The sequence below is a fragment of the Pseudoalteromonas sp. 20-MNA-CIBAN-0454 genome, assembly GCF_040308685.1.
GTDB lineage: Bacteria > Pseudomonadota > Gammaproteobacteria > Enterobacterales > Alteromonadaceae > Pseudoalteromonas > Pseudoalteromonas nigrifaciens.
Window position 1 is genome coordinate 46619 of sequence record NZ_JBEOOB010000008.1, and the last position, 14294, is coordinate 60912.

Consider the following 14294-nt stretch of genomic DNA (forward strand, 5'->3'; position numbering starts at 1 on the left):
CATTCCAGTAATTAAAAAATTATACACCCGATTACCATTCAATCAGGTTATACACATTAAATTAAAGCTGTGATCATTAAGTGGGCTATAGCCTCACTCATAGTATTAAAGCCTTCATTACCTATAAAGCTGCATTAATGCAGCAAACAGAGCAATATAAAACAATTACTGAGAACAACTATATATATAAATTAACGTCTTGCAATTGAGTCTTTTTGCTAGTGTAAAAATTATTTTATTGCGCAGTATTATTAATATTAATTTTATTCAACACCATTAAAAAAAGCGGCCAAGGCCGCTTTTTTAATCTCAATTATTCTGAAGGAGGATTATCATCCGCTACTTCATCAATAACCGTATCAACTGTTTCGACGTCTTCGATATCAATTAAGTCACTTTCGGTAACTTCAATCTCTTCTATACGTTGTAAACCAACTACTTGCTCTTCGTCAATAGTTCTGATCAAAATAACACCTTGCGTGTTACGTCCAACCGTAGAAACTTCATTAACGCGAGTTCGTACTAAGGTACCACGATTTGAAATAATCATTATTTCATCGTTATCATCAACTTGTACAGCACCTACAACCGCACCATTACGCTCACTTACTTTAATAGACACTACACCTTGAGTCGCACGACTCTTCGCTGGGTAGTCTTCAAGTAAAGTACGTTTACCGTAGCCGTTTTCAGTCACGGTTAAAATAGCACCATCTGTTTTAGGCACAATTAACGATACTACGCGTTGTCCTTCAGGCATTTTAATACCACGAACACCTGTAGCTGTACGGCCCATAGGACGAACACCTTTAAAGCGAATCTCAGGGTTACCTTCTTCGTCTAGTACTGGGTTACCGTTTTCATCAACAACCGTTGTTTCTTCTGCTTCTTTAAAGCGTACTACTTTACCCGCATCGGTAAACAACATAATTTCGTTGCTGCCATCGGTAACATCAACACCAATTAGGCTATCGCCTTCATTTAGGTTAACCGCAATAATACCGCTTGCACGTTGACGACTGTATGCCGTTAGTGGTGTTTTCTTCACTGTACCAAATGCGGTTGCCATAAAGATGTATTTATCTTCTGCATACTCGCGTACTGGTAATATAGCGGTAATACGTTCATCTGCCTCAAGTGGTAATAAGTTAACAATTGGTTTGCCGCGCGCTGCACGACTTGCAAGTGGTAACTGATACACTTTAAGCCAATATAAACGACCAGCCGTTGAGAAACACAATATAGTATCGTGCGTATTAGCAACTAATAAACGTTCAATGAAATCTTCATCTTTCATCTTCGTTGCCGATTTACCTTTACCACCACGACGCTGCGCTTCGTAATCAGACAGAGCCTGATACTTAACATAACCTTCGTGAGAAAGCGTTACTACTACGTTTTCTTCGGTAATTAAATCTTCAAGGCTGATATCGTGTGCTGCGGCATTTATTTCAGTACGACGCTCATCACCATATTGCGCTTTAATTTCAACTAACTCATCGCGAATAACTTCCATTAAACGCTCTGGTGTTGCCAAAATATGTAAAAGCTCAGCAATTAAATCTAATAACGATTGGTATTCAGTTAGAATCTTTTCGTGTTCTAAACCCGTTAGCTTATGTAAGCGTAAATCTAGGATTGCTTGAGCTTGTTGCTCAGAAATAAAGTATTGACCATCGCGAATACCTAACTCAGCAGCTAACCAATCTGGGCGGGCAACGTTGTCTTCGCCTGCTTTATCAAGCATGGCTTTTACGTTACCTAATTCCCACGAACGCGCTGTTAAAGCAACTTTTGCTTCAGCAGGTGTTGGTGAATTACGAATAAGCTCAATAATTGGGTCGATGTTTGCCAGTGCAATTGCTAAACCTTCTAGCATATGTGCACGGTCACGCGCTTTGCGTAAATCAAAAACAGTACGACGAGTTACTACTTCACGGCGGTGAATAATAAACTCTTCAAGCATTTCTTTTAAATTAAAGCACTTAGGCTGGTTGTTAATTAACGCAACCATATTCATACCAAACACAGTTTGTAACTGCGTTTGCGCATATAAATTATTTAAAATAACTTCGCCTACGTCACCACGTTTAATCTCAATAACGATACGCATACCGTCTTTATCTGATTCATCACGTAGTGCACTAATACCTTCAATTTTTTTATCTTTAACCAGCTCGGCAATTTTTTCAATTAGGCGCGCTTTGTTAACTTGATAAGGTATTTCGTGAACAATGATAGTTTCACGATGCGTTTTTTCATCTACTTCTATTTCAGCGCGGGCACGCATGTACACTTTACCACGGCCAGTTAAATAGGCTTGCTCTATGCCTTTTTTACCGTTGATAATTGCAGCAGTTGGAAAATCTGGGCCCGGGATATAATCCATTAACTCTAAAATAGATAATTCAGGGTTTTGAATGAGTGCTAAACAGCCATTTACCACTTCAGTTAAGTTATGAGGTGGAATGTTTGTTGCCATACCTACCGCAATACCCGATGAACCGTTTACTAATAAGTTAGGAACTCTGGTTGGTAAAACGTCAGGGATTTGCTCAGTGCCGTCGTAGTTAGGAACGAAATCAACCGTTTCTTTTTCAAGATCGGCTAATAATTCATGCGACATTTTTGCCATACGTACTTCTGTATAACGCATTGCCGCTGCTGAATCACCATCAACCGAACCGAAGTTACCTTGACCATCTACTAGCATATAACGCAGTGAGAATGGCTGTGCCATACGTACTATAGTGTCGTAAACAGCACTATCGCCGTGTGGGTGGTATTTACCGATTACGTCACCGACAACACGTGCCGATTTTTTGTAAGGCTTGTTCCAATCATTACTAAGCTCGTTCATTGCAAACAAAACGCGGCGGTGAACAGGTTTTAAGCCATCACGCACGTCTGGTAATGCACGTCCTACAATTACGCTCATTGCGTAATCTAAGTAGGAGTTTTTTAACTCGTCTTCAATATTGACTGGCAGAATGCCATGGGCGAGATCAGTCATTGATATCACATTCCTTCAGTATCAGCTCTTAAACACCCACTATTAGGTATCAAGAGAATTTGTTATTATTGCTAAAGAAACATGCTACCACAATTTATTTAGATTTACAGGCGCAAAACTTTGCGATTTACCAATTTAGCCCTATATAATGCCCCCAGATTGACGAGGAAGTATTTTATGACCGAACATCAAAATATAGATCACGCAGAAATTGCAAAATTTGAGGCCATCGCAGAGCGGTGGTGGGATTTAGACGGGGAATTTAAACCGCTTCACGAAATAAACCCCTTACGTTTAGACTTTATAGCCAATAAAACTGGCGGTCTATTTGACAAAGAAACACTAGACGTAGGTTGTGGCGGCGGTATTTTAAGCCAAAGCATGGCGCGCATGGGGGCAAAGGTAACCGGCATAGATATGGGCCAAGAGCCTTTAACTGTTGCCAAATTACACAGCCTAGAGACAGGCGTACATGTAGAGTATATTAAAGTACCTGCTGAACAATATGCATCCGAGCACCCTGCTCGCTTTGATGTAGTAACCTGTATGGAAATGCTGGAGCATGTACCCGATCCGGCTTCTATTATTCATGCTGTTGCAGAGCTTGCAAAACCCGGTGCTGATGTGTTTTTTTCAACACTTAATAAAACCCCTAAAGCCTATTTATACGCCATTATTGGTGCAGAAAAGCTATTAAAAATGGTGCCTGAAGGCACTCACGATCATAAAAAGTTTATTAAACCAGCACAGTTAATTGCCTGGGCTGAACAAGCGGGTTTAAAAGTGCGCGCCAGTGCTGGGTTATCTTATAATCCATTATCTAAGCAGTACTCGCTTAATACCGACGTAAGCGTAAATTATATTCTGCATTTTGAGAAGTTAGCGTAATGGCTAGCTCTCAATCAACGTCACCTACTATAGAGTACGATGCTTTTTTATTTGACTTAGATGGCACTTTACTCGATACCGCTGATGACTTAGGTACAGCTTTAAATACCGTACTGCGTTCCCAGCAATTAGATACAGTAAGTCGTGAGGTATATCGCGCTGCTGCATCTAATGGCGCAGCAGCCTTGTTAGAGGTCGGTTTTAAAGATAAATGGGGTGAGCAACCGCAAGCACAACTCGTTAAGCAATTAATTGATGCCTACGCGGCTAACATAGCCAAACACACCACGTGCTTTGCTGGTATTGAGCCACTACTTATCGAACTGGAGCGAAAAAACATCAAATGGGGGATCATGACTAACAAACCCGGATTTTTAACCGCCCCTTTAGTAGCCGCGATCCCTGCTTTAAAAAATGCCTGCGTGGTTATCAGTGGCGATACTTTAGCTGAAGCTAAACCTTCGCCTTTACCTTTACTACATTGTGCCAAGCTAATGGGCGTTGCGCCTAATCGTTGCTTGTACATTGGCGATGCTTTGCGTGACATTCAAGCAGGTAAAGCGGCAGGTATGCACACCGCAACCGCACTTTGGGGTTACGTGCCTAACTTAACCGAAGTTTTGAGCTGGCAGGCCGATTTTAATTGGCAAAGCCCTATTGAAGGTTTTAACCATATATAGTGCTATGTTAATTATTAAACACTATATATTGTGATTGTGTTAGTTTTCACACAAAGCCTGCTGATAAAAAAAGCAGTCAAAATATATTTTTAAAAAGCGTAAATTTAGTAGATCCTTAGTTGATTTTTGTAAATTTCAACTTAACCGAATGTTCGAAGGTTAATGCTTACTAACACAAATGTGTTATCCCGACGTTATCCACAATTAGGGGCAATTCTGTCCCTTGCAAAACAACGCGGACCACACTATCTTGTGATCTCTAATTTGAACAACACCAGATATTGTGGCTAAATGTTATTCAATAAAATCGCCTGAATTGGTGTAAACAATAATAAATGAATAGATACTCTGTTATTTTGGAGTATTAATCATTGGTCAAAATACTTAATTTCCAAGGAATACAGGCAAAACTATGAACCAACAGTTATCTGTAAGCAAACGTGACGGCCGTAAAGAGCCACTTGATCTTGACAAGATCCATCGCGTTATTGAATGGGCCGCCGAAGGGTTAAATAACGTTTCGGTTTCGCAAGTTGAATTAAAATCACACATTCAATTTTACGACGGTATTCGTACTAAAGATATTCACGAAACCATCATTAAAGCTGCAGCCGATCAGATTTCAAAAGAATCTCCTGATTATCAGTATTTGTCAGCACGTTTAGCTGTATTCCATTTACGTAAAAAAGCGTATGGCCAATTTGAGCCACCACGTTTATTTGATCATGTAACAAAAATGGTTGGCGACAAACGCTACGACGCTCACCTACTGGTAGATTACACCGAGCAAGAGCTTGACGAATTAGACGAATACCTAGATCACAGCCGTGACCTTAACTTTAGTTATGCTGCGGTTAAACAGCTTGAAGGTAAATACTTAGTTCAAAACCGTGTAACCGGTGAGATTTATGAAAGCGCGCAGTTTTTATATATTTTAGTCGCTGCTAGCTTATTTGCTGACTACCCTCGCGATACACGTATTGCGTATATAAAACGTTTTTACGATGCGATTTCATTGTTTAAAATTTCACTGCCTACGCCAATTATGGCAGGTGTTCGTACGCCAACACGCCAGTTTAGCTCGTGTGTATTAATTGAATGTGGCGACAGCCTTGATTCAATTAACGCCACCTCGTCTGCAATTGTTAAATACGTATCGCAACGTGCCGGCATTGGCATTAACGCAGGTCGCATTCGTGCACTGGGTAGCCATATTCGCAATGGCGAAGCGTACCATACGGGTTGTATTCCTTTTTATAAGCACTTTCAAACAGCGGTTAAAAGCTGTTCGCAAGGCGGTGTACGTGGCGGCGCAGCAACCTTGTTCTACCCGCTTTGGCATTTAGAAGTAGAAAACCTGTTAGTACTTAAAAATAACCGCGGGGTTGATGACAACCGCGTGCGTCATTTAGATTACGGCGTACAGTTTAATAAACTAATGTACTCGCGTTTAATTAAAGACGACTACATTACGTTGTTTAGCCCCTCTGATGTGCCAGGCCTTTACGATGCATTTTTTGAAGACCAAGACGAGTTTGACGCGCTTTATGTAAAATACGAACAAGACGAATCAATTCGTAAAAAACGCATTAAAGCTATTGAACTGTTCTCAATGTTTGCGCAAGAACGTGCAAGTACCGGTCGTATTTACTTACAAAACGTTGACCACTGTAATACGCACAGCCCGTTCATTGCTAAAGTGGCACCTATTCGCCAATCTAATTTATGTTTAGAAATTGCATTACCAACTAAGCCGTTGGATAACGTAAACGACGAAGAAGGCGAAATTGCGCTATGTACACTCTCTGCATTTAACTTAGGGGCTATTGAGTCACTAGATGAACTTGAAGAATTGGCTGAGCTTGCTGTACGCGCTTTAGATAACTTACTTGATTTTCAAGACTACCCAGTACCGGCTGCAAAAAATGCCACTATGGGTCGTCGTACTCTAGGAATAGGCGTAATTAACTACGCATACTACCTAGCTAAAAACGGTAAGCGTTATTCAGATGGCAGCGCAAATGCACTAACGCACAAAACATTTGAAGCGATTCAATACTACTTAATGAAAGCATCAAACGAGCTTGCTAAAGAGCGTGGTGCATGTCCTAAGTTTAACGAAACAACCTACTCTCAAGGTATAATGCCAACAGATACGTACAAGCGAGATCTTGACAAAATTTGTGATGAGCCACTACACCTTGATTGGGATGCATTACGTGCCAGCATTAAAGAGCACGGTATGCGTAACTCAACAGTAAGTGCGCTAATGCCATCAGAAACATCGTCGCAAATTTCTAACGCAACAAACGGTATTGAGCCACCACGTGGTCATATTAGCGTTAAAGCAAGTAAAGACGGTATTTTAAAGCAAGTTGTACCTGAATATGAACGTTTAAAAGATAACTACGAGTTACTGTGGGATATTCCTTCAAACGATGGTTACTTACAACTTGTGGGTATAATGCAAAAATTTATTGATCAGTCTATTTCGGCCAATACAAATTATGATCCTGGTAAGTTTGAAGGCGGTCGCGTACCGATGAAAGTCTTATTAAAAGATTTGCTTAGCGCCTACAAACTGGGTGTTAAAACCTTGTACTATCACAATACCCGCGATGGTGCATCTGATGCACAAGAAGATACACCGGATCTTGAAGATGATGATTGCGCAGGCGGCGCGTGTAAAATTTAATTTTTGAGTTTTTATTTTAAGCGGGCACTAAGCCCGCTTTATTCTGATAGTTTTTTGAGTGATAAACATGTCTTATACTACCTTTAGTCGTAAACATAATAACCAAATGGAAGAGCCAATGTTTTTTGGCCAAACCGTTAACGTATCTCGTTATGATCAACAAAAATACCCTATTTTTGAAAAACTAATTGAAAAGCAGCTTTCGTTTTTTTGGCGCCCAGAAGAAGTTGACGTAAGCAAAGACCGCTTAGACTTTCAAGCATTACCTGATCATGAAAAGCATATATTTTTAAGTAACTTAAAATATCAAACATTGCTTGATAGCGTACAAGGGCGTTCACCAAACGTGGCCCTACTGCCTATTGTATCGCTACCAGAGTTAGAAACATGGATAGAAACGTGGGCGTTTAGTGAAACGATTCATAGCCGCTCGTACACGCATATTATTCGTAATGTTACCCAAGCACCTGAACTTATTTTTGATGACATAGTTAGCAATGATAAAATTAGTGAACGTGCCGATGCGGTAACAAAATACTACGATGATTTAATTAACTCAGTGTCGCTTTACAATTTATACGGTGAAGGCAAACACGAGATTAACGGTAAATCTGTTGTTGTTAATTTATTTGAGCTGAAAAAGAAACTTTACCTGGCAATGATGTCGGTAAATATTTTAGAAGCGATTCGTTTTTATGTCAGCTTTGCCTGCTCGTTTGCGTTTGCTGAGCGTGAATTGATGGAAGGTAACGCTAAAATAATCAAGCTTATTGCCCGCGATGAAGCGCTACATTTATCTGGCACTCAGCATATTTTAAATATTATGCAAGACGGTAAAGACGATCCAGAAATGGCGATTGTTGCCGCGCAGTGCCGCGACGAAGCAATTAAAATGTTTGTGGACGCTGCAGAGCAAGAAAAAGAATGGGCCGAGTACTTATTCAAAGATGGCTCAATGATTGGCTTAAATAAACACATTTTATGTCAGTACGTTGAATACATTACCAACGCTCGAATGACAGCCATTGGTTTTCCTGCACAGTTTAAAAACAACAGTAATCCCATCCCATGGATAAACTCTTGGTTGGTGTCAGATAACGTGCAAGTAGCACCACAAGAAGCTGAAATTAGCTCCTACCTTGTTGGTCAAATAGACTCGCAAGTTGATGCCTCTGAATTTGGTGACTTTGATTTATAATGACTGATCGACCTACTGCAAGCATTACGCTTGCAGATAACAGCCAGTGCATAGAATTTAGCACTGGCTGCCCTTCTGTTTTACACTGCCTAGAATCTCAACAGATAGAAGTGGCCTTTCAATGCCGCGAAGGCTATTGCGGTGCCTGCAGAGCGACTTTAGTGTCGGGTAAAGTTGATTATAATGAAGAGCCTCTAGCGTTTGTACGCGACGGCGAAATACTGTTGTGCTGCTGCAAACCTAATGGCGACATACATATTAAACTTTAACTTCATTTAAACCAAACAGTCTAAAAATCACTCTCTAATCAGTTTTAAGTACTTTTAAACCACTTAGTTTAAAAGTACTTTTTAGCCCTTTATAAAAAGCATATTCATAAACCAAATTAATTAACCTTTATAAATTGTTAACAATCAAAGCCTTGCAGATTTCCCTGCTAATTAATTACTAAAATCGATAAGGTTATACTATAACATCATTGAACCGTCGCTTTTGTAGTGTTATATTATATCACAACATAACAACCACGAACTTAAAGACTCATGACTAAGCTAACATTAATTTCTTCTGCAATTTTTTCTGTTTTATGCTCTCACTCTGCACTTGCTGCTACTGTTAATGGCAAAGTAACAGATGAAAAAAATCAACCTATTGAAAACGCCACTATTCATGTACACGGTAAATCTCAAAGCGTTAAAACTAACAAGCTTGGCGAGTTTGCCATTGAGCTTGATGCGAGCGGCCAGCTGCATATTAGCAAAGATAACTATAGCGATTCACGCATTACGGTAACCGAGTCATCAAACAATATTGCAATTGCTTTAAAGCCAACCTCTATTGAAACTGTAGTTGTGTTTGCATCAGCCTTGCACAAAAGTAGCTTAGAAATGATTTCTCCGGTAAATGTACTCTCTGGTGATGAGCTAAGAAACAAGTCAAAGCCAACGCTCGGCGAAACCCTAAAAGGCTTACCGGGAGTTAACGCGAGTTATTTTGGCCCTGTTTCATCAAGCCCAATTATTCGTGGCTTAGATGGCCCTCGGGTTAAAATTATGCAAAATGGCTTAGACAGCAGTGATGCATCGCGTATTGGCCCTGATCATGCTACTTCTAGCGACAGCTTAGCTGCTGAACAAATAGAAGTACTACGTGGCCCAAGTACCCTACTGTATGGCTCTGGTGCTATTGGTGGTGTGGTAAACGTAGTTGATAACCGCATTCCTACGAGTAATATAAATGAATTAACCGGTGCAGTAGAATACAGTCACGATTCGGTATCCAACGCGAATACCTACGCTGCAAAGTTAGAGACGGGTTATAATAATTTTAACTTTCATTTTGATGGCACTAAACGCAGCGGCGATGACTATCAAACACCACGATTTAACCAGCTTCACGAAGATGGTGATGTTGAAAGTAAAGATTCTGTAGAAAACACCTTTATCGACAGTGAAACCGTTAACTTTGGTACTAGCTACGTAGGTGAGCATTTAACGGTTGGGTTTTCTTACGGTAAAATAAAAACGGATTATGGTATTCCAGGTGACGAACATTCTCATGCACACGACGAAGAGCCGGTTGCCGATGAAGATGAAAAAATCCCCGTTTACGCACATTTAGAGCAAGATCGCTGGCAAGGCCTATTAAGCTATGCGCTGCATAATAATTGGATTGAAACCATTAACTTGCGCCTGGGCTATACCGACTACTCACACAGTGAAATTGAAAATGGTGAAATAGGCACTACATTTAAAAACAAAACCACTGAAGCACGCTTAAACATAGAGCATAAGTTTGCCAATTGGCATGGCATGATTGGCTACCATTACAGCGACTCAGACTATGATGCAAATGGCGAAGAAGCATTTACGCCAGCCAGTATAACCACCACTAATGCTTTATATTTATTAGAAGAACGTGAGTTTGGTGATGTAACTGTTGAGTTAGGTGCGCGAGTTGAAGACTATAAAATAAAAAGCCAAATAGCAGCGCAACAGCATAGCCATGATGACACGCAAACAAGCAATGCTGAAGTACTTGACTACACTAAAAGCTTTACTAACCTTAGCGCTTCAATGGGTGCTATTTGGCAATATACCCCTGGATATAGTATGGCAATGAGTCTTTCACACTCAGAACGTGCCCCGCTCTCTGCAGAGCTATTATCTAATGGCTTACACATTGCAACTGGTACCTATGAGCTTGGCCTAGGCTATCATATTGAAGACGGTGAAGCGCATTTTGAACCCGAGAATATCAAACAAGAAACCTCAACCAATATTGATTTAGGTTTTAGACGCTTTAGCGGTGACTTTGGTTACTCTGTAAACTTTTTTTATAATGATATTAAAAACTTTTACTTTCAAGAAAATACTGGCTTAGTATTTGATGAAGAACATGGTTTAGAAGCGGCTGATAACGGCCACGACCATGGTGTGGCGGTGTATCAGTTTACCAGTAAAGACGCCGAGCTGTATGGCTTAGAGTTTGATGCGCATTATAAAGTTAACGCAAGCACCTTGGTTAAAGTATTTGGTGACTCTACGCGAGCAAAACTCAAGCAAGACGATGAAAACTTACCTCGTATCCCTGCTAATAAATTAGGCTCTGAGTTGCAATACAACTTAGGTAATTGGCAATTCGCATTAACCGCTACCCATTATTTTTCACAAAGGGATATTACCGCCTATGAGACTAAAACCGATGGTTATACTTTATTTGATGCACAAGCTAACTATCAGCTAGATTTAGGTAACCTTGATACACAACTGTATATCAACGTTGATAATATTACTGATGAGCTTGGCTTTGTACATAGCTCATTTATTAAAGACACCGCCCCATTACCAGGTAGAAACTTCCGCTTTGGTATTCGCGGCTACTTTTAACAATATACTTTAATTACCGCTAATCATTAATAAGCCCCTTGCTATGCTGGGGCATATTTATTGCTTGCTAAAGTGCAGTGTTTTATATCCTCTTTATACATATCTCACTTTAAATACTTTTCACAAAAAGAAAAGAAGAAGCATAAATGAGCAGATAAAAAGTTAAATATACCGGTAAGACACAAAAAAACCGCATTCAATTTAATGAATGCGGTTTTTTATTTATTGCTTAAGAATACTTAAGCAATAATTTCGTGTAACTCAACATCAAATACTAGTGTTGAGTAAGGTGCGATTGCAGCACCGGCACCACGTTCACCATAAGCAAGGTCATGAGGAACGTAAAGACGCCATTTAGTACCCGCTGGCATCATTTGTAATGCTTCAGTCCAACCTTTGATCACGCCACCTACTGGGAATTCAGCAGGTTGACCGCGCTCGTATGAGCTATCAAAAACAGTACCGTTAATTAATGTACCGTGGTAATCAACACGTACTGTAGACTCAGCTGTTGGCTTGTCGCCTTCACCTGTAGTAATTACTTCGTATTGAAGACCTGATTCAGTTACTGTGATTTCAGGACGTTTTGCATTTTCTTCTAGAAATGCAATGCCTTCAGCAGCAAGTACTTGTGATTCTTGCTCGCGACGAGCTTGAATTTCTTCATTGATTTTTTCAAAAGCAGCTTGGATCTCAGGGATCTCAACTTGAAAAGCGCTACCTGCGTACGCATCTTTCATGCCTTCAAACACTGAATTTAGGTTTAAGCCTTCAAAAGGATTAGACTTAAGTTGCTCACCCATTTGTAAGCCAATACCGTAACTTGCTTTTTCAGCATCTGTAGTAAAATTATCTGACATAATGTGTTTTTCACGTTTTGTTAGTTAAAAGACGCGACTATGCTATCACAAAATAAACCCGCTTTGGGGCTAGTTTTTGCTGTGTTTTACTTTAATTAGGCCAACAATATAGGTACTCACTGGTAAACTGCATAAAATTCCAGCAAGTAGCGCTAAAGTGAGTAATCCACTAGCACCAAATAATAAAAATGGAATTACCACAAGCCCAACTAAACCTATAAATACTGAGCCAATAACTGGCCAAAATTTATCGTATTTAGTAATTAAATGAGCCACTAAAATATTAAAACCGAGGGCATAAACAAAGGCGGTAATAACAGGGTTATTTGGTTGCGCATCAAGTGCCATTTTGACTAATAAACTTATTGCACTTTGATAACAATAAGCAAACACAATCCATAATAAAACGTGTTTAATTAATTGCTGTGAGGTTGAAAGGTTAGTTGATTTTGACATACAAGTTCCACAAAGCAAAAAACCGCCAATAAGGCGGTTTTTTTAAATAATGGTGGAGAGATAGGGATTTGAACCCTAGATGGGCTATAAACCCATGCCGGTTTTCAAGACCGGTGCATTCGACCACTCTGCCATCTCTCCGCACGGCGCGAATAATAGGGGTAAATGACAAACTTGTAAAGGCTTAAAAGCATAAAATCGTTAAAAATAATTTTATGCTTAAAATTAAAGCAATGTATTTAAATACCAATTATTAATTTAGCAACAGCTAAATTTAACAAAGGAGTTTATTTTAGTAATATTGCTTTGGCCTGCGTGCAATCCAAGAACAAAGCAAACACACAAATAAACTTAAAGTTAAAAATGTTGCACTTTGAAATATTAAATCAAACCGATTTAAATCATCACTAGGCACTACTACAACCAAAAATGCAGGCAATACGGTGAGTAATAACACATAACAACATATTTTAAATGCACGACCAAAGTCATAGCGTTTAGATTGTTGCATCCACCAGGTTAAAACAACTAACACCCCCATTGATGAGGCAACAATAAAATGTGCTTTACTGGTACTCATTGCAATATAAAGGGTTATAAAAGCACCTATGGCGCCCCAAAAAGACCAGGCCAGCCAACTTTCTTTTTCACGTAAAAATAAATTTCCCATTAATTTCGTCTTCTTTATCTTTGTTTTTATTAAGACTTTCCATACTTTATCAAAAAACAATCGATTAAAAAACAAACTGCAGAAGGAGTTTTATAGATTACGCATCCTAGCACTTCTCACAGCTAAACTACTTAACCTGAACTCTGGTTAAGGTATTTACTAACACATTTAATAATAATGATATTTAAACTTATTTTCTCTAGCGTTGAAAATAGCTGCTAGAGATAGATTTATTATCAAGAGTTCTGGTTACTTACACATCCACTCTAACATACAAGCGTTAATGGTATATGAGTATAAGTAGGGCAAAAAGTTCATCTTATTTTATAAGTAGCTGAAAAAATCAACAGCTTTATGACGAGGCGACTTTTTACACTCAACAGCCGGCGTGCCTAAATACAAATAGCCCACTATTTCGTCTTGCTCATTTAATTTTAATGCCTGTTTAACTGCAGGGCTTTGCGCAAAAAAACCAGTTCGCCAAATACCACTAAGCCCTTGTGCAAAAGCCGCTTGTTGCATAGCAAATACGCTACACCCTGCGCTTTGTATTTGCTCAATTCGCGGGACTTTTGGGTGTTCTTGATACTTTGCTATAGCAATAATAATCATAGGCGCGCGCAACGGGTGCTCTTTTGTGCGCTCAATCATTTTTTCGGCTTGTTGCTCTGCAATTGCACTTTGCTGAAAAATGTCGCCTAATTTATGGCGCGCATCGCCTTGTACAACAATAAATTGCCAAGGTGCAATACAACCATGGTCGGGAACACGTAGCGCAGCTTGCTGGATCACCGCGAGTTGTTCTTCATTTGGGCCTGGCTCTGTTAATTTGGCGTCAGATTGACGGGTCAATAATAATTCAATCGCGTTCATAACCATCTCTCAAAATAAAAGCTAGCATAGCATTGATTTAACATAGAAAAATAAAGCGCTGTAATATCAGTGC

At 39.6% G+C, this 14294-nt stretch carries 11 protein-coding genes and 1 tRNA gene; 6 read left to right on the top strand and 6 right to left on the bottom strand.

What is annotated here, in order from left to right; all coding sequences use genetic code 11:
• Window positions 1–313 precede the first annotated feature (313 nt).
• Complete coding sequence (gene gyrA / locus AAEZ22_RS05590; RefSeq protein WP_011328101.1) at window positions 314–3013, bottom strand: DNA topoisomerase (ATP-hydrolyzing) subunit A; 2700 nt, start codon at window positions 3011–3013, stop codon at window positions 314–316.
• A 177-nt stretch (window positions 3014–3190) separates the two neighbouring features.
• Between gyrA and ubiG the strand changes: the two genes are divergently transcribed.
• From ubiG to AAEZ22_RS05620, 6 genes are all read left to right on the top strand, one after another.
• A complete protein-coding gene (gene ubiG / locus AAEZ22_RS05595) occupies window positions 3191–3901 on the top strand; it encodes a bifunctional 2-polyprenyl-6-hydroxyphenol methylase/3-demethylubiquinol 3-O-methyltransferase UbiG (RefSeq protein ID WP_350544015.1) in 711 nt (236 codons plus the stop codon).
• Window positions 3901–4581: an HAD family hydrolase gene (locus AAEZ22_RS05600; RefSeq protein WP_350544018.1), complete on the top strand. Its 681-nt coding sequence runs from the start codon at window positions 3901–3903 to the stop codon at window positions 4579–4581. Before ubiG ends, AAEZ22_RS05600 begins: the two co-directional genes overlap by 1 nt.
• Window positions 4582–4993: 412 nt before the next feature.
• Window positions 4994–7276 (top strand): class 1a ribonucleoside-diphosphate reductase subunit alpha, encoded by a 2283-nt coding sequence (gene nrdA, locus AAEZ22_RS05605; RefSeq protein WP_011328098.1) that lies wholly within the window; start codon window positions 4994–4996, stop codon window positions 7274–7276.
• 67 nt (window positions 7277–7343) lie between these two features.
• Window positions 7344–8474, top strand: coding sequence for a class Ia ribonucleoside-diphosphate reductase subunit beta (gene nrdB / locus AAEZ22_RS05610; protein WP_011328097.1), 1131 nt, complete (start codon window positions 7344–7346; stop codon window positions 8472–8474).
• Complete coding sequence (gene yfaE, locus AAEZ22_RS05615) at window positions 8474–8743, top strand: class I ribonucleotide reductase maintenance protein YfaE (RefSeq protein WP_011328096.1); 270 nt, start codon at window positions 8474–8476, stop codon at window positions 8741–8743. The genes nrdB and yfaE overlap by 1 nt, the downstream gene beginning before the upstream one ends.
• Window positions 8744–9016: 273 nt before the next feature.
• Complete coding sequence (locus AAEZ22_RS05620; RefSeq protein WP_350544023.1) at window positions 9017–11362, top strand: TonB-dependent receptor; 2346 nt, start codon at window positions 9017–9019, stop codon at window positions 11360–11362.
• 239 nt (window positions 11363–11601) lie between these two features.
• Here AAEZ22_RS05620 and bamJ read toward each other — a convergent pair whose 3' ends face one another.
• The 5 genes from bamJ to AAEZ22_RS05645 all read right to left on the bottom strand — a co-directional run bounded on the left by bamJ (window position 11602) and on the right by AAEZ22_RS05645 (window position 14221).
• A complete protein-coding gene (bamJ, locus tag AAEZ22_RS05625) occupies window positions 11602–12222 on the bottom strand; it encodes a BamJ family beta-barrel-assembly machinery protein (RefSeq protein WP_011328094.1) in 621 nt (206 codons plus the stop codon).
• A gap of 69 nt (window positions 12223–12291) precedes the next feature.
• Complete coding sequence (locus tag AAEZ22_RS05630) at window positions 12292–12678, bottom strand: hypothetical protein (RefSeq protein WP_011328093.1); 387 nt, start codon at window positions 12676–12678, stop codon at window positions 12292–12294.
• Between the two features lie 50 nt (window positions 12679–12728).
• Window positions 12729–12819: transfer RNA gene (locus AAEZ22_RS05635), tRNA-Ser, on the bottom strand.
• Window positions 12820–12970: 151 nt separating this feature from the next.
• Window positions 12971–13348, bottom strand: a complete 378-nt coding sequence (locus AAEZ22_RS05640; protein ID WP_306288054.1) for a hypothetical protein — start codon at window positions 13346–13348, stop codon at window positions 12971–12973.
• A gap of 324 nt (window positions 13349–13672) precedes the next feature.
• Complete coding sequence (locus AAEZ22_RS05645) at window positions 13673–14221, bottom strand: NAD(P)H nitroreductase (protein WP_089368956.1); 549 nt, start codon at window positions 14219–14221, stop codon at window positions 13673–13675.
• Between the last annotated feature and the right edge of the window lie 73 nt (window positions 14222–14294).